The organism is Bradyrhizobium sp. C-145 (genome assembly GCF_023375135.1).
Lineage (GTDB): Bacteria > Pseudomonadota > Alphaproteobacteria > Rhizobiales > Xanthobacteraceae > Bradyrhizobium > Bradyrhizobium zhanjiangense.
On record NZ_CP088150.1, the window covers coordinates 9,218,302 to 9,242,537 of the forward strand.

19 protein-coding genes are annotated in these 24,236 nt (G+C 60.6%); 9 read left to right on the forward strand and 10 right to left on the reverse strand.

What is annotated here, in order from left to right; all coding sequences use genetic code 11:
• Nucleotides 1–68 precede the first annotated feature (68 nt).
• The 3 genes from LRP30_RS43425 (at nt 69) to LRP30_RS43435 (ending at nt 3,407) form a co-directional block, all read left to right on the forward strand.
• Complete coding sequence (locus tag LRP30_RS43425) at nt 69–1,751, forward strand: ABC transporter substrate-binding protein (RefSeq protein WP_249758802.1); 1,683 nt, start codon at nt 69–71, stop codon at nt 1,749–1,751.
• A complete protein-coding gene (locus LRP30_RS43430) occupies nt 1,739–2,614 on the forward strand; it encodes an ABC transporter ATP-binding protein (protein WP_249758803.1) in 876 nt (291 codons plus the stop codon). Before LRP30_RS43425 ends, LRP30_RS43430 begins: the two co-directional genes overlap by 13 nt.
• 103 nt (nt 2,615–2,717) lie before the next feature.
• Nucleotides 2,718–3,407: a Crp/Fnr family transcriptional regulator gene (locus LRP30_RS43435; protein ID WP_244551260.1), complete on the forward strand. Its 690-nt coding sequence runs from the start codon at nt 2,718–2,720 to the stop codon at nt 3,405–3,407.
• Here LRP30_RS43435 and atzF read toward each other — a convergent pair.
• The 4 genes from atzF to LRP30_RS43455 all read right to left on the reverse strand — a co-directional run bounded on the left by atzF (nt 3,404) and on the right by LRP30_RS43455 (nt 9,467).
• Nucleotides 3,404–4,786: an allophanate hydrolase gene (gene atzF, locus LRP30_RS43440; protein WP_245509258.1), complete on the reverse strand. Its 1,383-nt coding sequence runs from the start codon at nt 4,784–4,786 to the stop codon at nt 3,404–3,406. The genes LRP30_RS43435 and atzF overlap by 4 nt on opposite strands.
• A 1,066-nt stretch (nt 4,787–5,852) precedes the next feature.
• Nucleotides 5,853–6,863 carry an alpha/beta fold hydrolase gene (locus LRP30_RS43445; protein ID WP_249758804.1) on the reverse strand — a complete coding sequence of 337 codons (1,011 nt, stop codon included), beginning with the start codon at nt 6,861–6,863 and terminating at the stop codon, nt 5,853–5,855.
• A gap of 17 nt (nt 6,864–6,880) precedes the next feature.
• On the reverse strand, nt 6,881–7,753 hold the full coding sequence (locus tag LRP30_RS43450; protein WP_249758805.1) for an MBL fold metallo-hydrolase: 873 nt from the start codon (nt 7,751–7,753) through the stop codon (nt 6,881–6,883).
• Between the two features lie 43 nt (nt 7,754–7,796).
• On the reverse strand, nt 7,797–9,467 hold the full coding sequence (locus LRP30_RS43455; RefSeq protein ID WP_249758806.1) for an MFS transporter: 1,671 nt from the start codon (nt 9,465–9,467) through the stop codon (nt 7,797–7,799).
• Nucleotides 9,468–9,598: 131 nt separating this feature from the next.
• Here LRP30_RS43455 and LRP30_RS43460 point away from each other — a divergent pair, with 131 nt between their 5' ends.
• Entirely contained in the window at nt 9,599–10,486 is an 888-nt protein-coding gene (locus LRP30_RS43460; protein ID WP_249758807.1) for a LysR family transcriptional regulator, read from the forward strand.
• A 581-nt stretch (nt 10,487–11,067) separates the two neighbouring features.
• On the opposite strand, the gene LRP30_RS43465 is transcribed toward LRP30_RS43460, so the two are convergent.
• Genes LRP30_RS43465 through LRP30_RS43480 form a run of 4 tightly spaced genes read right to left on the reverse strand, consistent with a single transcriptional unit; the run spans nt 11,068 to nt 16,168 of the window.
• Entirely contained in the window at nt 11,068–12,255 is a 1,188-nt protein-coding gene (locus tag LRP30_RS43465; RefSeq protein WP_249758808.1) for a Xaa-Pro peptidase family protein, read from the reverse strand.
• A 13-nt stretch (nt 12,256–12,268) separates the two neighbouring features.
• A complete protein-coding gene (locus tag LRP30_RS43470; RefSeq protein WP_249758809.1) occupies nt 12,269–13,714 on the reverse strand; it encodes an MFS transporter in 1,446 nt (481 codons plus the stop codon).
• On the reverse strand, nt 13,677–14,528 hold the full coding sequence (locus LRP30_RS43475; protein WP_249758810.1) for an alpha/beta fold hydrolase: 852 nt from the start codon (nt 14,526–14,528) through the stop codon (nt 13,677–13,679). Before LRP30_RS43475 ends, LRP30_RS43470 begins: the two co-directional genes overlap by 38 nt.
• Nucleotides 14,529–14,545: 17 nt before the next feature.
• Nucleotides 14,546–16,168, reverse strand: a complete 1,623-nt coding sequence (locus LRP30_RS43480; protein WP_249758811.1) for an FAD-dependent monooxygenase — start codon at nt 16,166–16,168, stop codon at nt 14,546–14,548.
• Nucleotides 16,169–16,274: 106 nt separating this feature from the next.
• Here LRP30_RS43480 and LRP30_RS43485 point away from each other — a divergent pair, with 106 nt between their 5' ends.
• A complete protein-coding gene (locus LRP30_RS43485) occupies nt 16,275–17,177 on the forward strand; it encodes a LysR family transcriptional regulator (RefSeq protein ID WP_249758812.1) in 903 nt (300 codons plus the stop codon).
• Between the two features lie 568 nt (nt 17,178–17,745).
• On the opposite strand, the gene LRP30_RS43490 is transcribed toward LRP30_RS43485, so the two are convergent.
• A complete protein-coding gene (locus LRP30_RS43490; RefSeq protein WP_249758813.1) occupies nt 17,746–19,800 on the reverse strand; it encodes a hypothetical protein in 2,055 nt (684 codons plus the stop codon).
• A gap of 187 nt (nt 19,801–19,987) precedes the next feature.
• On the opposite strand from LRP30_RS43490, the gene LRP30_RS43495 reads away from it, so the two are divergent.
• The 3 genes from LRP30_RS43495 to LRP30_RS43505 all read left to right on the forward strand — a co-directional run bounded on the left by LRP30_RS43495 (nt 19,988) and on the right by LRP30_RS43505 (nt 22,413).
• Entirely contained in the window at nt 19,988–20,404 is a 417-nt protein-coding gene (locus LRP30_RS43495) for a transposase (protein WP_249756787.1), read from the forward strand.
• Nucleotides 20,405–20,481: 77 nt separating this feature from the next.
• Nucleotides 20,482–20,754, forward strand: a complete 273-nt coding sequence (gene tnpB / locus LRP30_RS43500) for an IS66 family insertion sequence element accessory protein TnpB (protein ID WP_249756788.1) — start codon at nt 20,482–20,484, stop codon at nt 20,752–20,754.
• 69 nt (nt 20,755–20,823) lie between these two features.
• Nucleotides 20,824–22,413, forward strand: a complete 1,590-nt coding sequence (locus LRP30_RS43505) for an IS66 family transposase (RefSeq protein ID WP_249756789.1) — start codon at nt 20,824–20,826, stop codon at nt 22,411–22,413.
• A gap of 101 nt (nt 22,414–22,514) precedes the next feature.
• Here LRP30_RS43505 and LRP30_RS43510 read toward each other — a convergent pair whose 3' ends face one another.
• Complete coding sequence (locus LRP30_RS43510) at nt 22,515–23,480, reverse strand: metallophosphoesterase (RefSeq protein WP_249758814.1); 966 nt, start codon at nt 23,478–23,480, stop codon at nt 22,515–22,517.
• Between the two features lie 283 nt (nt 23,481–23,763).
• Here LRP30_RS43510 and LRP30_RS43515 point away from each other — a divergent pair, with 283 nt between their 5' ends.
• Nucleotides 23,764–24,192, forward strand: a complete 429-nt coding sequence (locus LRP30_RS43515) for a DUF6641 family protein (RefSeq protein ID WP_249758815.1) — start codon at nt 23,764–23,766, stop codon at nt 24,190–24,192.
• The last annotated feature ends 44 nt before the right edge of the window (nt 24,193–24,236 follow it).

Here is a 24,236-nt window from a genome sequence, read left to right on the forward strand (position 1 = left end):
GCTCTGCCGTGTTCGTGCTTACTGCGTCCTTCCTGTTTGCGACGCCTCAGCGCGCGACCGCCGAAGAATTGCTGAAGGCGCGGCTCGCCCAGAATCTTGGGCCGATCTCGGGACTGGCGATTGTCGCCAATGCGAAGGGCATTTTCGCCAGGCAGGGGCTCGACATCTCGGTCTCCAATTTCACCAGCGGGAAGCAATGCCTCGATACGGTGCTTGGAGGAGGGGCGGATATCGCGACAACTGCCGAGGCGCCGGTCACGGCGGCCGCGATGGCGCAACAGCCGATCGCCTTCGTGGCGGGGATGGAATATTCGGATCTCAAGACCATGACCGCGGCTTCTGCCGGGATCAAGACGAAGGCCGATCTGCGTGGAAAGCGAATCGCCTTTACGGCCGGAACCGGCAGCGAAGTTTACACGTCGGTTCTGTTGAAAGCGGCGGGCCTGACTTCGAAGGACGTGACGCTCGTCAACCTGCGACCTCAGGAGATGCTCCCCGCCATGGCGGCCGGCAGCATCGACGCGTTCGATACGTGGGAGCCGCACGTCGCGAATGCGAAGAAGGCTCTTGGCGAAGGCGCGATCCCGCTTGAGACCAAAGGTCTCTACTCGGAGACCTTCAACATTGTCGTGACGCAGCCTTACCTCGCGGCCAACCCGGCGATCGTGAGCAAGTTCCTGGCGTCCCTTATCGAAGCCGAGGGCTGGCTCAAGGCGCATCCGGATGATGCGATCGACGTCATCGCCACAGCGACCGGGATGAAACGCGACGATGGCTTCGATCTGGCCGGACTATGTCTACCGTGTGCGCCTCGACGACAGGATTCTCACGACTCTGAAAACCCATGCTGCCTGGCGGCTCGAGACCGGCAATCATCCCCCTGGAGCGAGCATGCCCGATTTCTCGAAAGTCCTGGTGACGGCGCCGCTGAAGACGCTCGATCCAGCTCGCGTCACGTTGGAGGCGCGCCCGTGAGTGTCGGAAGACGCAGCAGCGCGAGCGCGACCGCACGGCTGAGCGTACTGTTCGCCGTCCTCTCCGTGCCCGCCTTCACAGGCGTGTGGGAACTGGTTGCGCGCTCCGGCATCGTGAACGCCGTGCTGTTTCCGCCGCCATCGACCGTCGCTGTCGCCATTCTCGAATGGATTCGCAGCGGACAGTTCTTCGCCGACCTGATGGCGAGCCTCTCGCGCGTGGCCGGGGGATTTGCGATCGGGGCCGCGGGCGGGATCGTGCTCGGCGTGCTGACTGGCCGGTTTCGGCTGGTGTCCAGCCTGCTTTCACCCTTGTTTCACATCCTTCGTCCAATTCCTCCCGTCGCCTTCGTGCCGATCGTCATCCTTTGGTTTGGCCTCTCGGAGACAGGCAAGCTTTTCCTGGTCGTTTGGGGAGTGTTCTTCACGGTATGGCTCGCGACCCACATCGGGGTGCAGAAAGTCGACCGCGAACTTATCCGTGCCGCCCAGATGCTCGGCACGCCGCAGCCACAGATGCTGTGGGAGATCGTCCTTCTTGGCGCGCTGCCCTATATCACGGTCGGTCTTCGGACCGCGGTAAGCATCTCCTTCTACACGCTGGTCGCCGCCGAATTGGCGGGAGCGTTCGCCGGCATCGTCTACCGTATCGAAATTGCGCAACAGAACATGCAAACGGGTCAGGTCATGGGCGGGTTGGCGGCTCTCGGGCTGCTTTCCTTCGTCGCCGACCGTTCCTTCGCGGCTCTTGCCGAACGTGCCGTGTGGTGGCGATGACCCCGAGCCTGCTTCGTCCAGACCAGTCGCTCAGGCTCGTGGATACGTATTCGCCGTCCGCCCCGGCGCGTCAGGCGATCATCCGGGTCGAGGATTTGAGCATCGTCTTCGATGCGCCGAGCGGACAGGTCATCGCGGTCGATCGCGTATCCCTGGCGGTAGCCCAGGGAGAATTCGTCTCGATCGTCGGTCCATCCGGCTGCGGCAAGTCCACGCTCCTGAATGCGATGGCCGGCCTCGAGCGGCCGTTCGAGGGCCAAGTGCTCATGGCCGGCAAAGCAATGCGCGCACCACGACCCGAGATCGGGATGGTCTTCCAGCAGCCACATCTGTTTCCGTGGAAATCGGTACGCCGGAACATCGCGCACGGGCCGCGCGCCCTCGGCAAGCCGAAAGCGGAGGCGCTGCGGATTGCCGACGACCTCATCGAGATGATCGGGCTGACCAAATTTGCGTCGGCATATCCGCACACGCTATCTGGAGGCATGCAGCAGCGGGTTGCGATTGCCCGTGCCCTCGCCAACCAGCCGCGCGTGCTGTTGATGGACGAGCCGTTCGGAGCGCTGGATGCACAGACCCGGGCGGTCATGCAGGACAATCTGCTCGAGCTCCGCGAGCGGATCAACGCAACAATCGTCTTCGTCACACACGACATCGATGAAGCGATCCTTCTCTCTGACCGTGTGCTGATCATGAGCGCGGGACCAGGCCGCATCCTCAAGGATCTTCAGGTGAGTCTGCCGCGACCGCGCTCCAGCGCCATCGTTGCGGAGGCTGCCTATCTCGGCCTCAAGCGGGATTGCCTTGACCTGATCCGCTCGGAAGGCCGCCGGGCCTTCGAGCAAATGGAAGTCAAGGCGTAGGCGCCTGACGACAGCTCTGGCATGGCTCTTGAATGGCTTTCCTTGCGGCGGGCAAGGGAGCGAGCAGATGTCAGCGGCAAGTCTCAGGAATACGACCGGCATCATGCTGGCGGGATCGGATGCTCTGGTCGGGTCGCTGCCCAGCTTGTTGGATCCGTTGTGTGAGGCTGACCGGCGTCGTGTCCTCGCCATCGGCCGCGAGGAGGTCCTGCAGGCAGGCAAGCATGTCTGGCGCCAGGGCGATCTGCAGAACGGCATTTATCTGATCGAAGAGGGGCGTATTCGCAGCTACTACGCGGCTCCTTCCGGACGCGAGGTGACGTTGGCCTACTGGTTCGCCGGCAATTTCGTCGGCGGCCCGGATCTGTTCGGTACTGGTGCCCACGTATGGTCTTCGGTCGCGGTGGAACGGAGCCAGGTTACGTTCTTGCCCGGCCCGGCCCTGCGCGCACTGGCGCTTCAATCGGCTAGTATCGCGGTCGCGCTGCTGGATGCGCTCGCCTTCAAGGCACGGTGCTATTCGGCCATGGCGCAAATGCTGGGGACCCGCTCGGTGACCGAGCGGTTGCATCGTCTGTTGGTCTTCCTCTCGAAGATCTACGGCTCGCAGCAGGGCCGTGAGATCGTGATCGGGATCCCGTTCACACATGGTGATCTCGCCAATCTGATCGGTTCAACACGCCAATGGGTTACGGTGCAGCTTTCCCGCATGCAGGCAAGGGGTGTCATCCGTTATCACCGAGGCCTGATTGTAATCCTCAATCCGCGCGCTCTCGATCTCGAAGTCGTCTAGGACGCGGCCTTCGGATATACTCTTGGATCGAACAGTGCAGCCTTCGCATCGGGCAGCCATCGCTCGGCAAGGTCGAGAAGAGCATAGTCGTACCACGCAGGCGCTAGCAAAGTGATGCCCATCGGCATGCCGTTGCCGAGCGTTGCGTTGGGAACTGCCACCGCGCACAAGTCCACGAGATTGGCAAAATAAGAGTAATAACCGAGGCGACTATTGAGCGTGATAGGATCTTCCATCATCTCCGAGATCGTAAAGGGGCGTGGCGCGGTAGGTACTACCAAGACATCGATCTCCTCGAAAAGCGATTGGATCTGGCGTCGCAGCTTCAAGAGTCGATGTTGCGCGGCGAAAGCATCTATTGCGGAAAACCGGACAGCTGCGCTCAGCACGTTGCGGATGACGTCAAGCAGGTTTCCATGGTCGATGTCCAGGAGCGCGCTGATCGCCGCATGACGTTCGGCAATCCAAGGCCCTGAAAAGAGCATTTCACCGGCTTCGGCGAAAGGCGCGAAGTCAATTTGCCTGGCTTGGCCTCCCAGTCCCGAAAGCCTCGTGCAGGCCTGCCTGTAAAGATCATTGCATTCCGGCATTCCGAATGAATTCAGATGACCGGCAGAGACCTGGCCGAACCGGAATTTGCGAGGAGATGGAGAGGACGAGGCAATCCGTTGGCGGCTATAAGGATCGCTGTCGTCGAATCCTTCGATCAACCCGAGCAGAATTCGACCCTCGGCAATGGAATTGCAGAAAATCGAGGGGCAATCGAGCGTCGGACAGTTCGGCACAAGCCCCCGGGATGAGACGAGGCCGACGGTTGGCTTGATCCCGATGATCCCATTGAAGCCTGCGGGAATCCTGCCCGAGCCGCCGGTATCTGTGCCGAGAGCGAAGGCAACATGGCCGGATGCTACGGCAGCAGCCGAACCGGAGCTCGAACCGCCGGAAATATACAGATCGTTAGCAGCGCTGGAACAGGCACCATAGGGGGAGCGGGTGCCGGACAGTCCGGTTGCGAATTGATCTAGGTTGGTTTTGCCAAGACAGATCGCACCCGCGGCCGTCAATCTCTCGACGCATCTGGCCGATTGCGCAGCCACATATTCGAATGACGGACAGGCAGCTGTCGTTGGCATGTCCTCAACATCAATGTTGTCCTTGACGCCGAATGGCACGCCAAGGAGCGGCAGGACTTCACCCTCCTCCGCTCGCTGCACAAGGGCATCAGCCTCGGCCAGCGCTTCTTCTATGGGCCGCACATAGATCCAGCAGTTGCGGCGCCGGTCCCGTTCGATGCGCTCATAGACGGTTGTGATGATGGAGGCTAGCTCGGCAGGCGAACGTAGAGGTCGACTCTGCGCGGATAAGATAGCTTGCGGCACGGAATAAACTCCTGAGGGGCATGACCCCATAAATATGAAGCCGCTGCCCTGTAATGAAAGCAACTAAGCGCCTCGGCCGCACCGGCAGGACTCGAGCTTGCAACCAAACCATTATGAGCGGCAGACTATCGACCGGCCTTGTCGATTTCCCTGCGTTTTCGTTCGGGTTCGATCGCGTTCGTCACGGTTCGTTTCGGGCTGTTTCTGGTGCGAAACCGGTGCGGATGAGGCGAGACGTTCAGACACGTAACCTGAAGGTCATAGGTTCAAAACACTATCCACGAATTGAACCTACCAATTAGATCGGGTTGCGCAGCTGATCCCTTCGACTGCCGATCTCGTCATGGAGCGCAGACCACGCGGGGCGATCTAAACCGCCGGCCTCGCGGCTGCGTTGTCCGAATCTTGGTAGGTCTTTGATGAGCCTCGCTTTGTCAGCAGCCAGTCGAAATCACGCATCGATGTTGTCGGGACTCCCGACACGATTCGAACGTGTGGCCTTCACCTTCGGAGAGCAGGAATGCTAGGCGGCCTGCCGTATCCGTTGTTCCGCATCCAGATTGACCGGCCGCATCGCAATATCCTGAGTCGCTCGTCGGCATGTACCGCGTCCCAGTAATCTTGCAGTGCTGTCGGTAAGCGACGGCCCGAAAGCCGCAAACAGGGCGCGGCCAATCGCCTGCAGCTGACTGCGGAGATGGTCCTCGAGGAGCTTGTGTCGCGCAATATACCCGGCATTCACGTCGGGAATTGCGCGGTTCGTAAGTATCCTAGATCGCAGTGGCGAACAGAATCGCGCAAATGGCGGAGAGAGTGTCAGTCAATCCCCATTGAAAGATAAAGCAGTTTTGACCTTCATGGGCCAGAAACCTACCGTTTGAGCTACTGCCAGCACGGGTTCGCTTCCAGTCAGTTCTGTAACCAGGACTTGTGGCAGGCGCCGGGTCCGAACCTTAGGAGTTCGTGTCCGAAGCTTCATTCAATGTGGTAAGACCAGCAGCCGTGACGCCGGCGCCTCGGGGAGAACAAGAGATCGGGCTTCGCGTCAGGGGCCACGTCGTTAAACTTACCATTTCGGGAGCTGGGCAATCGCGGCGTGCTCTCTCCAGGCTGCAGGCCGCTCACCAAGGAAACCGTCGACAGCACTGAAGACCTGCCAGCGATTTTTCTCCATGAAGACCGAATGGGTGCCTTCGCCGATCTCGACCCATCGGCGATAGGGTGCCGCCGAGAGCTTGCTGAACACCGTCTGCGCCATATCCATCGGGCAGTCGCGATCCCATTCGGCGTGGACGATCAAGACCGGTACCGTGAGCAGGGTAGGATCATAGAGCGGCTTGCCGGACGCCCAATATTCCCGGCTGTCCTGAACCGTTCCGTTCGGCGCACGCAGTTTGTCCGGCCCGAGTCCGGTCGTGGCAAAGGTCGCCTCTGCCCACGCACCGAACCAGGCTGCCGGCAGTATCGCATCCTTCTTCTCATCGGGAACACCGTTGAGCCAGCGGCTCTTGGTCGCCGAGCGTTCGACGATACGGTAGGCTCCGAGGGGGCCGCCGGAATCAGCCGCGCTCGGGGTCGTCCGTAGCCACTGCGGCGCGATCAGAACAAGCTTATTGACGTGCGCCAGGTTCTCCGAGGCGTAGCGTGACATCAGCGTCGTACCCCACGACCACCCGATCAGGTTGATCTTGTCGACACTTCGCCGCGACCGGATGAACGTAGCAGCGCTGGCGACGTCGCGCACAGCGACAGGCGTGCGCACGATCGGCTGATTGTCGGACGCCGGTGCTTCCATTTCATGCGGACGGGTCGACCTGCCATAGCCACGGACATCGACGAGATAGACGTCATAGCCCTCCTGGGCCAGATGATCCATCCAGGACAAGCCACCCAGGCGAAGGTCGAACGAAGCCGACGCCGGATAGGTCGATCCCGCTACGAACAAGACCGTCTTGTCGGCCGAGAACCGGACCAGGTCGGACCGTCGCTTGTTGCGAACGAAGAGTTCGATCCCTGCGGTGTCGCTCGGGATCATCATCTCTTCGCTGATGATGGCGTCGGCGATCGATTTATGCATCTCGGTGTCCTCCCAGGTTACACGAACCGCCAGTCGAACCTATCGCCGCTGCGCGTGACGTGTCCGGCTGAAGTGTTGGCGAAATGAGCCGTGAAAACAGTCGAACGATCTTCCGCGGCCTGTTCGAGAAGCCAGCGGCGCGATGCGCGGGCGCGCTCCTCGTGCTCACAAAACGCGCTGTTCCAGTCCGGACGATAGATCTGAAGGGGCTGATGCATGATGTCGCCGCTGAAGAGTGCCTTCTGTCCCTGGTCAGAGAGCTGGATAGCGACGTGACCGGGGCTGTGCCCCGGGGTCGGATGGAACGTAAGACCGTCCCCGATCGCAGCCTCGCCATCGACGATCTCGGCCTGTCCGCTCTGGATAACAGGAAGAACGCTGTCCTCGAATACGCCCGCGCTAAAGCCTTCCTTGCCAGCCGGGCCGGACCAATGATCGTACTCGGCCTTGGAGAAGACGTACTTGGCATTCGGGAACGTCGGCACCCAGCGGCCGTTGAGGAGTCGCGTGTTCCAGCCGCAATGATCCGCGTGCAGGTGGGTACAGCAGACATAGTCGACCTGTTCGGGTGAGACGCCGGCTTCCGCCAGCCGGTCGAGGAACGGCAGATTCAACTGATGAAAGCGCGGCAGCATCGGACGGTTCTTGTCGTTGCCCGCGCAGCTGTCGATCAAGATCGTGTGGTGCTGCGTCTTCAGAACCCAGGTGTGGATGCTCGCGATGAAGCGCCCCTCCGCCTCGTCGAAGCAATCCGGGATCATCAATGCCCGGTGCTTCTCCAGAACCGACTGATCCCAATCCGGGAAGAGGAAGTCCGGGGTGAAACCCGGACCTCGGATTTCGATAACCTGACGAATGGCAACGTTGCCGATCGCGTGCACTGCGGTCATTTGAAACAGGCTTTCGTGCTTTGGGCAGATTGAAGCGTGACCGCTAGGCCGTGACGGTCGCGACTGACTCGACCTTGGCCGCTGCCGGCACCGATTGAAGCCAGAACAAGCCGAGGAAGAACGAGATCGCCGAAACGACCATCACGTAGTAAAGACCGGCGTATATGTCGCCGCTCGAGATCTGGAGTGCCGCGGCGATCGCCGGCAAGAGGCCACCGAAATAGCCGTTACCCACATGATAGCTGAACGAGACCGACGTGTAGCGCACCTGGGGCGGAAACAGATCGGTCATCGCCGACGCCAACGGACCGAAGATCATGCCGGCAACCGTGCTCAGCGCCGCCAGCACCAGGATGATCATGGCGAAATTCATCGCACTTGGATCGGCACGGCTCGGATATCCAGCCTCCTCCAGCGCATGCTTCAGCTTGCCGGTGAACGCCGCAACGTCCGGAGCCTGCCCTGTCGTGGCAACCGGAATTGCCTTGGTGCCAACGAAAACCGTCGCGACCGCCCCTTTTGCTTCGGACCTGGTCGAATAGGGAGCGCCGAGCCGGATCAAGGCGTTCTTGGCGATGTCGCACCCCGTGGCGAACTTCGCCGTTCCGACCGGATTGAATTGGAAGGAACACTCCGATGCATCCGCTGCAACGGTGACCGGGACGACGGCTTGCGCCGTATACAGCGCAGGGTTGGCATAGAAGATAAGTGCCTTGTAGAGCGGGAGGTAGGTGAACGTGCCGATGACGCAGGCGGCCAGGATAAATATCTTGGTACCGTAGCGGTCGCTCAACCAACCGAAGAAGATCATCACCGGCAGCGTCAGCATCAGGGCCGCACCGACCAGGAGACTCGCGATCTGCGGATCGACCTTGGCCGTGCCGGTGAGAAACACCAGAGAATAGATCTGAGCACCGACCAGCAGCACGCTCTGGGGGACGACCATCGCAAACATCGCGATCAACACGCGTTTCAGATTCGGCAGCACCCGGAGGGTGTCGTAGATCGGAGACTTCGAGAGCGTTCCCTCGTTCTTCATCTTGAGGAAGAGCGGCGATTCCTGCAGCTTCAACCGAATCCAGACCGAGATCGCGAGCGGCAACACCGAACTGATGAACAGGATGCGCCAGCCCCAGTCATTGAATGCCTCGGGCGTCATGCTGGCGCGCATGAGATACACGGATAGCATCGAAAGAACGAAGCCGATCGGTGCAGACGTTTGCAGCCAGGACGTTAGCCAGCCGCGGCGACCCTGCGGGGCATGCTCTGCGATGTAGGTCGCAGCACCGCCATACTCACCGCCAAGCGCCAATCCCTGGATCATTCGCAGCAAGATCAAGATCGAAGGCGCCCATAGGCCGATCGACGCATAGCTCGGCACCAGACCGACGGCAACGGTTGCAAATCCCATCATCAGGATCGTGGTGAGAAAGGTTTGCTTGCGTCCGATCATGTCGCCGATGCGACCGAACACCAGCGCTCCAAACGGCCGAACGAGATAGCCCGTGCCGAAGGTGAGAAGCGCGAAGACGTTGGCCCAAACCGGATTGTTGCTCGAGAAGAAGTTGACCGAGATGGCCGAAGCCACCGAGATATACATGAAGAAATCGTACCACTCGATGACCGTACCGACGGTCGCCGCGATCATGACCCTTCGCTGCAACTCGATGGTGGGCTCTGCCACGGCAGGACCGGCGTTTGGCAGCTTCCTCATCTGTAACCCCCAACTGTGTTGTCCGCGTTCGCGGCTCGATCCGGCTTGCGTTGATGTCCTCCGTCGTGGGATATTTGAAATCGATAGATGAGATAGGAGGTATAATCCAGGTGGATGTCAGGGCACACGACATGCCTCTGCTTGTCTCGCTCAAGGTGATGCTCGATGAGAGGAACGTCACCCGCGCGGCCGCACGGCTTGGCATCAGCCAACCGGCACTTTCCGCCCAACTGGCCAGGCTTCGCGATATCTTCAAGGATCAGTTGCTGACGCCTGCCGCCTCGGGAAAAGGCATGGTCCTCACCCCGCGGGGAAATGAGCTCAAGGAACCCCTGCGACTGGCTCTGCAGAATCTGCAAGATGTTATCGGCGCACCATCTGGCTTCGACCCAAAGAAATCGGATCGAACTTTCACCATCGGCGCGAACGACAACGCAACCGCTATCGTTGGATCGCGCCTGGTTGCGTTCTCGCGACGGGATGGCTTATTGGGCATCCGGTTCGCTTTCCGCTCGATCGATGTGACGAAATTGGCCGGCCAACTCGAGGCGGGAGATCTCGACGTTGCGCTGGTTTCGAAAGATGCGGTCCCAAGCGGAATGCCGTCCCAGCCGCTGCTCGAAGAACGGTTCATGATGGCCCAGCGTAAGGATCATCCGCGCGGATTGCGGCGGCCCACGATGAGAGAGTATTCGCGCCTGGAGCACGTCATCGTTTCGGGAGAAGGCGGCGGCTTTCGCGGCTTCATCGACGATGTCCTGGCGAAGGACGGGCTGACGCGTCGCGTCGCCGTGTCAGTTCAGCACTACAGCGTCGTGCCGCTCTTGCTACAGTCGACCGACCTCGTTTGCACTCTTCCGCAGCGTTTTCTCAACCGCTACCGTGATGTCCTGCAATCCCTGCCCCTGCCCTTCGATACGAGGCCCTTTACGCTGCACGCCACCTGGCACGCCAGATTCGATAACGATCGCGGGCATCAATGGCTTCGGCGGCAACTCAAGGACTGCGCCGCAGGCTAGCAACGCGAGCTGAAGTGAACCACTTGCTCATTTGACGCAGCGCCCCGGCCGAAGAAGACTCAAGATTTCTTCGACATTTCAGCCAACTCCGGGCCGCCTGTGTGTCGCGGTCTGGCCGACGAGCTGGAAGAGAGGCCCTCGTCCTTGTTGATGGCGACGATGATATTGGACTCCGTCAGGCCAGCCATTTCGTACATTCGGCCAAGCTAACGAATTCAAACGCGCCAAATCGTAGTTTGGCGCACGAAATCGCGCAAATGGCGGAGAGAGTGTCAGTCAACTCCCATTGAACAATAAAGCATTTTCGACCTTCATAGACCAAAACCCACCATTCGAGCTACGGCCCGAAATGGGATTTCGCCGCCGGGAAAAGCCTGTTCAGCCAATGGCCCATCATCGACAACAACCCCATCGAGCGACAAGCGAAAGGCAAATTGCCGTCGCGCGCATGGGGCACAAATCCCAGCCCCGTGCGTGCCGCAGAACCGATCCGCAGGTCATGGCCGAAGCGCGAGAGCGGCGATCCCGAACGCGGCAAACAGCATTCCCGACCAGAAATCCATGCCCACCATTTCGAAAACTCAGGCTTTGCCCGCGATGTTCCATCCGCGTGCGATGTCGCCGGGGGCTTCCCAGCCATCCTCAGTGACGATCAGCGTATCCTCGAGCTTGATGTAGCCGCGCGAAGGATGGAGCATCGCGGTCTCGACCGAGATCACCATCCCGGGCTGCAGCGGCCGATCGGCATCGTAAGGCGCATAAGGCACCGGCCCACGTCCGGTGAGCCGCGGCGCCTCGTGACTGACAAGGCCGATGCCGTGCGCCGTGTAGTCCAGCACATTGCCATGCGGCGCCCGGCGCACCGCCTCTTCGCCGGCGGCGATGATTTCGCCGCCACGCGCACCGGGGCTGATCGCGCCGCGCGCTACCTGCTGGATCTCCTCGATCTCGTGCAGCAGGTCGTGCAATTCCGCGTCGGGCTCGCCCACCACGCCCATGCGGCTGAGGTCGCCGATATAGCCTTTATAGTTGCCGCCGGAATCGAGCGAGATCACGTCGCCCGCCTTCAAGCGCTGATCGGAGGGTGCGCGATTGTGGCTGTTGCCGGCAGCAATCAGGCAGTACTCGAACACAAGGTCCCTGTCGTGTTCCTCGCGCCGCAGCCGATCGACGATATCGTGCTTGCTCATGCCCGGCGTGCAGATGTCGAAGGTCGCCGTCATCGCGTTCACCACGCGCTCGGAAGCTTCACGCACCAGGTCAAGCTCTTCCGCGGTCTTGACCGCGCGCAGCCGTTCCAGCACGAATTGCGCGTCCGCCAGCGACGCACCGCCGAGCTCTTTGCTCAGGAGATCCTTGGCATCGGACGGCAGGAAACTCGGCTCGAACCCGACGCGTTTCACGTCGGCGCCCAGCGCCTTGATGTGATCGATGGCGAGACGGATCGCGTCCATGCTACCCCAGGAAGCGGTCTTGACCGCGGGCGCCGCAATGCGGCCGAGTTCCTTCTCGAACCCTTCCATGCGGTTGCCGATATAGAGCGCATTCTCCGGACGCCCGCGCTGATAGACGTACACCGGCAAATAGCGGCTGACGCCGATCGCCTCCATCGCGTCGAAGAAGAAAAAGCGATAGCCGCCGAGCAGATACTGAACGTTGTGGCGGGACGTGACGACCAGCGCGTCGAGCCCCGCCTCGTGCATCAGCCGGTCGAGCTTTTCGGTATCGAACGGCGCGCGCGCTGTGATCTTCCTGTCCGCTACATTCATCCCCTTGCTCCAATCATGCTCGCTGGGTCGTGGCGTGCTCGCGCACCGGCACCGTTTCGCGCGGTGCTACGGCCGGATCGCCGCTCTCTAGCGCCAGCGGCTTGCCATGGGTTTCGATACCAAGCAGGCTGAAGGCGAGCCCGATCGCGAGGCCGCAGGCGGCCAAGAACAGAAACGCCGGCGTGACGGCCTCGATGGTGGCCTTGGGCGTGATCAGATTCGACGCGCCGGCGATCAGCGCGAGGCAGAGCGGTCCCGAAATCTTTCCGACACCGTTGGCGGCCTGCGCCAGTCCCACGCCGCGCGCGCTTAGCCGCACCGGAAAGATCTCGGCGGAATACGGCGCGATGTTGGAAAAACCGCCGTCGAAGAACAACGCAGCCGGGATCAACAGCACGACGAACGCCGGATAGCCAAAGATGATGCGGTCGAAGAACAGCGCCGCCGCGCCGAGCGAAAGCGCGATGCCATAGCCCATGATCTCACCGCAGCGCCGCCGCCCAATCCATTGCGGCAGGAACGAGAACGCGGTACGGCCGAGCATGCCGGTCAGGCTGACGAAGACGAAGAGATGGGCGGCCTGCATCGGCGACACGCCCATCAACAGCGCGACGATCGTGGGCCCCCACAGGAACACGCCGTAATTGGCCGTGCTCGCGCCGAACCAGACGATCACCGTGAGCCAGAACAGTTTTGGCTTGGCCAACAGATCGGCGAAGCTCGAGGCCGGCGACCGCACATGGCCTGCCGGCGCGATAGCCGGCTGCGGCAAATTATCCGGCGGCACGTTTAATGCCCGGCCGACGATGCGGCTCGCCTCGGCGTGACGCCCGCGCGATACCAGCCAGCGCACGGACTCCGGCATAACGAGCGCGATCAGAATGGCCGGAGCCAGCGGCAAGAAACCCAGCGCCGCGAGGCCGCGCCAGCCGATCAACTGCAACAGCGTCGCGGCTGTGAGCGACGCCGCGAGGATTCCGAGCGAGACCGGGATCACCGTGACGCTGGTCAGGATCGTGCGGTGCCGTGTCGGCGTATATTCGACGATCAGTGGCAGCGCGACCGCGGCAACCGCGCCGATGCCGAAGCCGACGACGAAGCGCAGGCATGCGAACAGGATCCACGCGCCATCCGGGATGATCGAGATGGAGCCTGCGCCCAGCGCGCAAAGCACCACGCCCGCGACCGTCAACGTCTTGCGGCCAAAATGATCCGCCAGCGCGCCCCAGGCCAGCGATCCGACGATCGCGCCGACGCCGGCGCTGAGCAGCATGACCGAGGTCTGGCCGAACGTCAGGTGCCATTGCGGGGCCAGCACCGCCACCAGGAAGCCCACGATGAAGAAGTCGAAAAAATCAAAGATGCTTGTCGTGACGGCGAGCGCCATGCTGACCCAGTAACGGGCATTGAGCGGCGCCTCGTCATAGAGCGTGACGAGATCCTCCCCTTTGGTCTCCATGGTCATCCTCCTCCGTGTTTTGTCGTTGTTTTGTCTGGTCGCCTCGCAAAAATGCCCGTACCTCCGCCGCGACCGCGGCAGGATCTTGAATGGTCCCGATGTGGCCGATGCCGGCGATGGTCGCGGTCTTCGCGCCCGCGATCTCCCGCGCCAGCGACAGCGTATGCGCCGGCGGGATCAGGCGGTCGGCACCACCAGCCAGCACCAGCGTTGGCGCCGTGATCGCGCCGGGCTCGAACGCGATCGGCTGCGTCAGGATGGCGCCGCGGCGCTGCTTCTGTTCGGCATCGCGCTTGCTGCTGGTGAAGATCGCCAGCACCTCCGGATGCGCCGCGATGTAATCGCGCGGCACGAAATACTCGGCGAACTCGCGGACCGATTCCGGCATGCGATTGCGCAGCGCCGCAAACGCCGGGAAGCCTTCCGGATTGATCGACATCACCGACGCACCGGGCCGGAAGGTGCTCGACAGCACCAGGCGATCGATGCGCCCGGCGTGACGTGCGGCCAGCACCTGCGCGATGACCCCGCCGAGCGAGGCGCCGAACACATGGGCGCGCCGATAGCCAAGCGCTGCGATCAGCGCGGCAGCATCGTCGGCGAGTTCCTCGAGACCGTAGGGCTGCGGCGGATTACGGGTCGCGCCGGAATCGCGCTGGTCGTAGGCGATCACGGTGAAATGCGGCGCCAGTAGCGCGCCGAAGGCATGGAACATCGAGTGGTCGGCTTCGGCGCCATGCAGAAGCAATAGCGGCGGTCCCTCCCCGCTGCGCTTGAAGGCAATCGTGGTGCCGTTGGCTTCGATTGTATCCATGGCTATCGTATCCATGACTAATGCAGCACGGTTTCGAGCGCGCCGGCCAATTCGCGCGCGGGATCGGAGGGGATGTAGGGCATGCGCCAGGCGACGTGGCCGTCGGGACGCACCAGCACCGCGCCGCGCGGTCCCATCTGAATGCCGTCGGCGGGATGGGCGTGGGGGAGTTGCTGCAAATTGAGCTGCAGCCCGGTTTTCGCCGACACGTTGCGGCCGGCCTCGAGCCACGCCTCGCCTTGCGGACCGGCAACGACTGTAAACTCCTTGTCGAACCAGTCGAGCGTCGAGCGCTTGCGCGGCATGTCGAGCCACATGTGGGGAAAGCGTCCGCCCGGCCGGTCGGACGGCCGGTAGACGCGGGTCAGATGCCCGCCATGCGGCGTACCGTCGGGAATGACCGCGCCCTCTTCATAGGTGAAGCCGAGCGCCTGGCCGATGCTGTGCAAATGGTTGTCGAGATCGTTCACCCAGAAGCGGATGTGATCCTCGTTGCCGGAGCGGACGGCTTCGTCGATCCGCCGGAAGCGGATCATGTTGCCAAAACTGAAATCCGCGTTCGATTGCCCCACCGGCCGGCGTTCGAGGTCGTAGCTGTTGAGCAGCTTCTCCGACGCCCAGCCGCGCAGCACATAGACGAGCTTCCAGGCCAGGTTGTGCGCGTCCTGAACGCCCGAGTTGAGGCCAAAACCGCCGGTCGGCGGAAAGCGATGCGCGGCATCGCCGACGAGAAACACGCGGCTCTTGCGAAAACTCGCCGCGACCTGCTTGCTCATGCGCCAGACCGAGCGGTTGAGCAACGTCACTTCGAGATCGGGAACGCCGACATGGGCGCGGATGATCTCGATCATCTCGGCATCGGTCCAGGGCCGCGGCCGATCGTCCTTCTGCTCGCCGATCTGGATGATGGACAGCCAGCGGTCGCGGCCGTTGGTGTTGAGAATGCCGGCGCGCGGCGGCACGCCCGGCGTTTTTGAGTAGACCTGATAGCCGGCGGCCTCGCGCGCCAATGGAAAGCGCGAAAGATCGGCGCGCCAGTATTCGTTCTGCAGCACCGACAGGCAGGCCGGCCCCACCATGTCGATGCCGGCGGCCCGGCGCGTCTGGCTGCCGGCGCCGTCGCAGGCCAGCAGATACCTAGCGTGCCAATGTTCGCTGCGGCCGGTTTCAATCGAGCGGATCTCGCAGATGACACCGTCCTCGACTTCCTCGAAGCCGACGAATTCGGTCGAGAATTGCACCTGCACCAGGTTGGAATGCTCGATGACCCGGTAGATCTCCTCTTCCACCGCATCCTGCGCCACCAGGCATTTCCACGCGGGCGTCTGCCCGAGATTGGGCTCCGGGCGCGACCGGCTGATCTCGCGGCCGGCGATGCTTTCGACCTGCACGAACATGTCGGAATCATCCTGCAGCCCGCGGTCGCGGATCGCCTGCTCGATCCCCCATTGCCGGAAGATCTCCATGGTGCGGACCCAGCAGCCGCGCGATTTCGGATGATCTGTCGTGGTCGGGCTCTTCTCGACGATGACGGCGTCGATCCCGAAGCGGTCGAGCAACAGCCCCATGGCGAGGCCAACCGGTCCGCCGCCAACAATAAATACCGACGTCCGGCGGGGTGCTTCCGCGACGATGTCCATGCTCGTTTCCTCTCGATCTACTTTTGGCAGCAGACTGCCCGGTTCTTAGTATCTCACAAGAATATGTTTGATATGATCTCCATCTCAGACCGAGATGGAGGATGGAATGGACCTGCGGCAGCTTCGCTATTTCGTGGCGGTGGCCGAGCGCGGCGGCTTCGGCGCCGCGGCCAGCGCCCTCAACGTCGCGCAGTCGGCGCTCAGCCGCCACGTCAAGGAACTCGAGCACGAATTGGGAGGCGCCTTGCTCGAGCGCGGCGCGCGCGGCGTCTCGGTAACCGAGTCCGGCAAGGTGCTGTTGGCGCGCGGGCGCTGGCTGCTCGGCGCCATCGATGACGTCAAGGCGGAGGTACGCACGGAAAACCGCGAGCCCAGCGGCACGGTGCGGCTGGGAGCGCCCTCGAGCCTCGCCGACAACTTCTACGCGCCGCTGGCAAAGATATTCACCACGCGCTTTCCACGCGTCCGGCTGGAGTTGAGCGAGGGCCTGACCGAGACGATGTGCGATCATCTGCTGCGCGCGGAGCTCGACCTCGCCATCGTCACCACGCCGCAACCCAACGACCATCTCGACTACGAAACGCTGGTGGTCGAGCCGGTCTTCCTGATCGGTCCGCCGCGCGATCCCAGGCTCAGGCGCGGCCGGCTGACGCGCAAGGAGGTCAATGATCTGCCGACCGCCGTCGTACCGCTCAGCCGCAACCCGTTCCCGCCAGACGTGCCGTTCTCCTTGCGGGTCGAGAGCACCACGCCGATGAAACAGATCGTGGGCTCGGGACTTGGCTACGGGCTGTTGCCGTTCTCGGGGATTCACCAGGAAGTGGCGGCCGGCACCCTGTCGGCGGCGCTCTTGCCATGGATGCGCGCCGACCGCGTCCTCGCCCTGCCGCGGGGCCGGCCCGTTAGCCGCGCCACCCGCGAAGTCGTTGCAGCTTTAAAGGAGGTCTGCAGCAATCTTATCGACGACGGCAAGATCCTGACGATGCCGACGCGCGCGAGATCGCGCTAAACCAAAGCTATTCCTTCATGCCGGTTCGGATAGGCGCCCTACGCGTATTCGGGCCTCAGCTTCAATGAGCGAATGACGATCCCGAAAGCAAGCTGTGGCGGCCCCACTCAATTAAGTTGCATCGCGACTTCCGCTCCTGGCCCCTTAGGCGACGTGGCGAAGCGCGGCCTCGTTCTCCGCTACTTGGCCGAGAGCAGACGTTTGCCTTGCAGGTGAAAGATTCTGGACAAGTGGGGCAATGGCTTGAGGATATCGCAACGAAGGATCGTTGGTTGCTGTGCTACCCTTTCCGGGGACCCATTTTCGGCAACCCCCGGCCCCCTTCGTCCATAGCTCAATGTGACGAGCCAAGCCTTGCACCTCGCCAGCTCTTGCGACCCGTTATGAAACGCCAGGGCAATACTGGATTGTGATCGGTCCGAGAAGAGGTCGCCTCTCCCCAGTCTTCAAAACGCCCACCGGTCAGGGACTTGTAGGGACTGATGATAGAAGGGTTATTCTATCATCAGTTCAAAAGGAACATGACCTGCTGCAAGGAATAGACTTCGGTAACCCAATGGCCTCCCAGCTAAGGTTTATCAAAGTGAGTAATGCGAACCAAAAAGTATGTCACTTCTTTCTGAATCTCACTAATTGCTCTCGTTACGACGTCACCCACCACTACTTTCAGTTTGCTGAGGTACTTCAGCTCCTCATCATCCTCGCCCCTCAATCTCCAGCGTAGCGAGCTGTGGCGAAATAGAATGAGCAAGTTTGATATGTCGCCGCGACTCGTAAAATCCTTCCACAACGCATCGTGCAGGCGATCGAATAAATTGGGCATATGCTCGTTGAATGTGTAGTGATAGGCCCTGACGAGCTGACTTCTATCGGAGTCAGTTAGTGCCAATCCGTTCCTAAGCGTAGCCTCTGCCACATCGACTGCTGCACGTGCTCGATTGTAGTGATCCGAAGCGCGCTTGGAGTTTATGAGCGGAGCAAGAATATCTCGTACTTCTTCCGGGGTCTTATTTCCATGCTTGGCCCGGCTCAGAGCAATATTTCCTGCGACGACGGTCGCATCTTCTCGCCGCGCCCGGGCTTCGAGAGCTTCAAGTTTCTCCATCCGCCGCGGATCGCTCGTATCAAGTTCGATCAGTGTAGCTTCTGCTTGCATGGCAGAGTAGGAGTTCGGGTCAATCTCGATCACTTGTTTGGCGACCTCCCGCGCATCCAATAGCTCGCCAGCGCGTTCGTGACACAACGTCAGGTCTATTAATATCCTTTGCCGTCTTGATTTAGGGAAATCGTGGTCGAGGATGCCCTCTAAGACACTTTTTGCCTTTTCATGGTCCCCGCACATCCTCAACGCGCCGCCATACTCCGCTGATAGCTGGGCGGTTTGGTCATCAAAATCTCCGCTCGGAATCAGCGATAATAGATCCCCCGCCAACTCTGCAGCGCTCGTGTAGTGATCGCCACGCACTAACGCTCTGATGTATGTAATCGAAAGTCCAAGAACTCGCTCAACATTGGCTTCTGTGCCGATAGCAATCGCTTCTCTTAGCAAGCGGACTAGGATTGTGTTTGCATTTACAATGTCGGCCGGCAGGCAGCCAGGTGAGTCAAATCGATACGATCGCGGTGGCTTAAATTGTCCACTATGCCAAGACGAGCCGAAATATAGCTCTGCGGCGCGCCGATTTAGTTCGTAAGGTTCATCTTTCCTCAGCAGATCCCATATGCATTCCCGGGCAGGGAGCCCGATCTTAAGCTTCTTCTCTGAATCTCCATCAAAAAACGTTCCTCCGAGTCCCTGCGTCTGCTCGGTGACCACCTCGATGAGACCTTTGGATCGAAGGTCTGCCGCCAGCGCCCTGTGAAATTTATTAGTAGGATAAAACCGTTCAATCCGCTTTAGCCTTTCTCCTTGCGGAAAGAGCGAGAGCACTTTCAGCAGAGAAAACGCTCGCTGATCTGCCGTATCCCCGCTATTAGCAAGTTGAGAAATGACGGATCTTAAGCCATCGTGAACTTTTGGCACAATGTGATCGGGCTCAGCGAAATCAACATCCGAGCTTACGAGATCAGACAACGAGACGACTCGCAGTTCACGCAACGCTTGATCAATCCGGGCCGGAATTCCTTCGGTGTGACGATGCATCTGATCGACGGCTACCGGTGACGCCCTGAACTCCACACCATCCGGATGGTCCTCGATGTAATTCCGTACATCCGGAGCGTCCAAGGGGCTGAGCTGGACCATGTCATATGCGATGCTTAATGGCGCTCGATAGCTCCGTAGCAAGACACGGATTTCAGTGCAGTATTCAAGAATCACATCGACCATTCCTTCGATTTCCGATGCGACCTCCTCCGGCTGCTTGCTATCAATCTGAAGAATGTTGTCCAACAGTATTAGTGCGGCCCCACTTTCGGATAGGAGTTGTACAAAGCGTTCGAAGTTGAATCCAAAGGCTTGACGTAGCGTCTCCGAAAATTGTCCGCGGTTTTGAAACGTACTCATGTCGAGTCGATAGGCTGCGCCGGATAGCTCGGATTTGATTTTTGCTATGAATGCTTCCTCGCCGAGCCCCCATTCAGCAACCACCCAACAAGCGCGCTTTGTACTAATGGCATCCATGATGAGTTTGTGTTCGACAGTACGAACCTTGGCGTAGGCAGGAGCAACAGCCGGCGCATATTCTAGCTCGACCAGTGAGGCTTTGACGGTCCCAAGGCTTGGTATGACGTAAGCGCTTAGCCGGAACCCTTGCTTCGGGATCGGAATAGCTGTGCGAAGAAGCCTCCGGGTTGGACGGAGGTTTGAGATGGGATTGGACAGCAAAAAGGACGTCCATTTAGACGGCCCAGGGTCGCTGAGCCGGTTGGAAGTTCTGGAAGGACCGTCGGGGCGGCGCGTGCGCTCGGAAGCTGAGAGAGCTCGGATCGTCGCCGAGAGTCTGTTGCCCGGTGCCCAGGTGGCCGAGGTGGCGCGCAAGCACGGAGCGACGCGCTGGCAGATCTACGATTGGCGACGGCGCTTTCGACAGCGAGGCCTGCTGCCGGCGTGCGAAGCGTCCCAGCCGACATTCGCGCCGCTGGTGGTGGGAGGTGCGTTGGAAGAGCGTCAGGCTCCGGCCATCAAGCTTGAGATCGCGATTGGTGATATCGTGCTGCGGACGGATACGGCCATTGATGCCGAGCAGCTGTCCCGGGTGATCCGCGTGCTGCGAGCATCACGATGATTGCGGCCGGTGCTGATCTGAAGATTTACGTTGCAACGCGGCCGATCGACTTCCGCTGTGGCCACGATGGGCTTGCGGTGAAGGTGCAGGAGATGCTTCGTCTTGACCCGTTCAGCGGCGCAGCCTTCGTGTTCCGATCGAAACGAGCGGACCGAATCAAGATTTTGGTGTGGGACCGAACGGGCCTGGTGTTGGTTCACAAGCGCCTCGAAGGTTGCAAGTTCGTTTGGCCAACGATCGCGGACGGCGTGATGCGGATGTCGCCGGCGATGTTCGCGGCCTTGTTCGAGGGGCTGGATTGGAGGTTGGTCCGCCCGGAAGAAGCGCGGCGGCCGCAGGTCGCTGGATAACTGCGGCAGAATGACTCGGCCGCTATTTTGAGCGTGGCACGTGTGGCGCCGATGTGCTCGAAATAGCACATGAGCATCGCGGCGCTGCGCGACGAAAACGAACGCCTCAAGGCGCTTTTGGCGCAAACGCAGGCGGCCTTGAGCGAGCATCAGGGGGCGCTGGCGGCGTCGGAGGAAGCGCGGCGTCGGCTAGAGATCATTCTCGGCGAATTGCGCCGCGAGAAGTTCGGCTCGAAGTCCGAGAAGCTGCGGCCAGATCAGTATCACTTACCGCTGGAAGACGTGGAGATCGCGCAAGGCATCTTGGACGCGGCGCAGGAGAGAGCCGAGGCTGTGATCAACGGCCGATCGCGGAACGTGCCGGATCAAGGTCCTCATCGCAATCGCGGCTGCTTGCCTGCCCATTTGCCGCAGGTGGAACGGATCATCGAGCCCGCAAGCACGCTCTGTCCGTGCGGTTGCGGCGCCATGGCGAAGATCGGCGAGGACGTCAGCAAACGCCTGGACGTGATCCCGGCGCAATGGAGGGTGTTGGTCACGCGCCGCCCGAAATATATCTGTCGCCGCTGCTCGGGCCCCGTCGTGCAGGCGCACGCACCGGAGCACGTCGTGCCCGGCGGGCTGCCGACCGAAGCGGCCATCGCGCACGTGATCGTCTCCAAATTTGGCGACCACACGCCATTTTACCGTCAGGCCGAGATCTATGCGCGCCAGGGGATCCGGCTTGATCGGGCGACACTGGGCAACTGGTCTGGCCGCGCCTGCTTCCATCTTCAGCCCATCGCGGACCACATGCGCCACCACCTGGCTATGGCGGATCGGCTGTTCATGGATGAGACCAGGGCGCCGGTACTCGATCCGGGGCGCGGCCAAACGAAGAAAGGCTACTTCTGGGCGATCGCCTCAGACGACCGCGGCCACAGCGGGCCAAGTCCGCCGATCGTGCTGTTCCGATATGCCCCTGGTCGCAGCGGTGCCTTTGCTGAGCAGTTCCTCGACGGTTTTGGCGGACGCTACCTGCAATGCGATGCCTATGACGGTTATGACCGGCTGACCGAGGTCGTTCGACCGCAAGGGCCGTGGACGCTCGTGCATTGCTGGAGCCATTTGCGCCGGCGCTTCGTCAAATTGGTGCGCAACAGCAAGTCTCCGATCGCCGAGGCCGCCGTTCGACACATCGCGCAGCTTTACGCCATCGAAGCCATGGTGCGCGGCTCGTCGCCGGACGTCCGGTTGGCCACGCGCAAGGAGCACTCGCTGCCCCTCATCGCGGCTTTAAAACCGTGGTTTGAGAAGCAGCTTTCTATGATCTCCAGCGGCTCAACGCTCGCCGAGGACATCCGCTATGCGCTCAATCACTGGCAGGGGCTGACCCGCTTCCTCGAAGACGGGCGTCTCGAACTCGACACCAACCCGGTCGAGAACGCCATCCGGCCGGTCTGCCTAACCAGAAAAAATGCGCTCTTCGCGGGCCATGAAATCGGGGCCGAAAACTGGGCCATGCTGGCGTCGATCGTCGCCACCTGCAAGCTCAACAGCGTCAACCCGGTTGCCTACATCGCTGAAACACTCGAGGCGATCATCGACGGCCATCCCCACAGCAGGATCGATGACCTCATGCCGTGGCGATTCCGCAAAACGTCAAGCCAGCTTCAATAGGGTCATGGCTAAGCGCTTACGGTATGACTTGAAGCGAATCTGACTCATTAGACAGAGATGTGGCGCGCGTTTTGGGGGTCAGCAGGATACTAAACGACTGATCAGAGTCGAGGTTGAAGCCGTTTTCGGACCCGATATTGTAGCCGCCACCGATCGCGGGATAAGATCGTCGAGGCCATATCTTGAACGTGCGCGAATCGCCGACATTGTAACGGACGGCAGAATAGCCGTGAGCACGGTCTAGCTTGTTGCCGATTTTTGCCAGAAGTTGAGATGCCCTGCAGCTCGATGCGAGGAACATTTCCCCCATGGGCACCTTGTTGAGCTGAAGCCTCGTGGACATGTCCAAATATATGGGCATCGAACCGTCCGGGCGGGTTAATCTCACTGTTCCAATAATCGAGGCTTTGTTCATGCAGCCAGTTCGTGGGATGGTGTGTAACCAGGAGGTTTAAATCATTATGCGAACACCACTGATCGGCATCACCATTGGTGACGTTTAGAAGTTGACGCGTATCGACGTGTAGCTGCCCTTCGTAATTTTGTCCGGTCAGTTGGAGCCATGTAGAGTTGAGCGCAACTACACCGACTTTCAGTCCGTTGACTTCAAAAGTCAGCGACTGATCACCAGGCAGCAGTCCAGGCGTGCCGGTTTTCAATCCGATACCAAGTCCTGTGGCTCGTGTGGTCCAGTCTGTGTAGTTGCGAAGAGACTTCTCAATGGCGGCGCGATACTCATTTTTTGAAGTTTTAAAGAATTCTGCCTGCAGGTCAGAGTCATCCCACCAATGCAGCAAGCTTCGAATGGAGCCTGTGACCTGCGGCCGCTTGATGTCGTGGTTGCCGGGCAGGACTACGAGGTCGGGTGAAAAGCCGAGCTTACCGAATTCGCTCCAAAGCTCCTGCAAGACTGTCGTCAGCCGGTCGAATTCGGCTTTTTCGCCGCTTTGAACTAGGTCACCAGAAAATATAACGAGATCCCACTTACCCGCGAGCTTGAACACCTTGGACAGGTCTTGAAATAACGCGTGTTTAAGCGTTGGCCACAGCCATTCTTGACCCGCCATGCCGACATGTAGGTCCGTGATGTGGAGCCAGGTAAAGGACGTCGATGTTGTGCTGGTGTTAGGCGGCATGTTTCCCCCAAGCAAATTGCGTTCATTTTGCTCTACCCTGGCGGGAAAGCAAACCTCTACCTATTGCTCATGCCCCAGTTTTCCGCGGGACGGCTGTGCGCAGACAATGGTGATTGATGCTGAAAATCGCACGTCAGTTCCATGAGCCTTGGCATGTACAAGATCATGTTCACAATTAGAGTCAGGCGGGTTTATCCAACAACGGAGAACCCAGATGCCGATCCTTAAGTCGCTCTCGTTTACTGCGTTGCCAAAGGCTGGGAACGACCCGGTCCAGATGCGCCGAACCAAGTTCATCACCAAACTGGAAGAGCAGAAACTGCTCCTCAACGACCCCAATCACGTCCGGACCGTCCAGCGCTGGACCAAGGTCAACGGCGAGCGCCAGGCCACGACCAAGCAGCAGGCCGTTCGGCCCTGGTGGAAGACCGACGCAAGCGGACAGGTGGTCATGGCAATCAAGTTCGGCGCAAAGCCAATCGAGTTTGAGAAAGGCAAGGCTGGCATCGTGGTTGGCTCCAAGGACAAGCTGCCGGCCGTCATCGATGCCCTGATCGGGGCCGTCCGGGCGGGCGAGCTGGACGAGCACTTCAGCCAGGCTGCCAAGACGGGCGGCATCGGCAAGTCACGCAAGGCCGCGTGATCCTTCTATTTGGGCTGGGCGGCTATACGGCTTCCCAGTGGCGA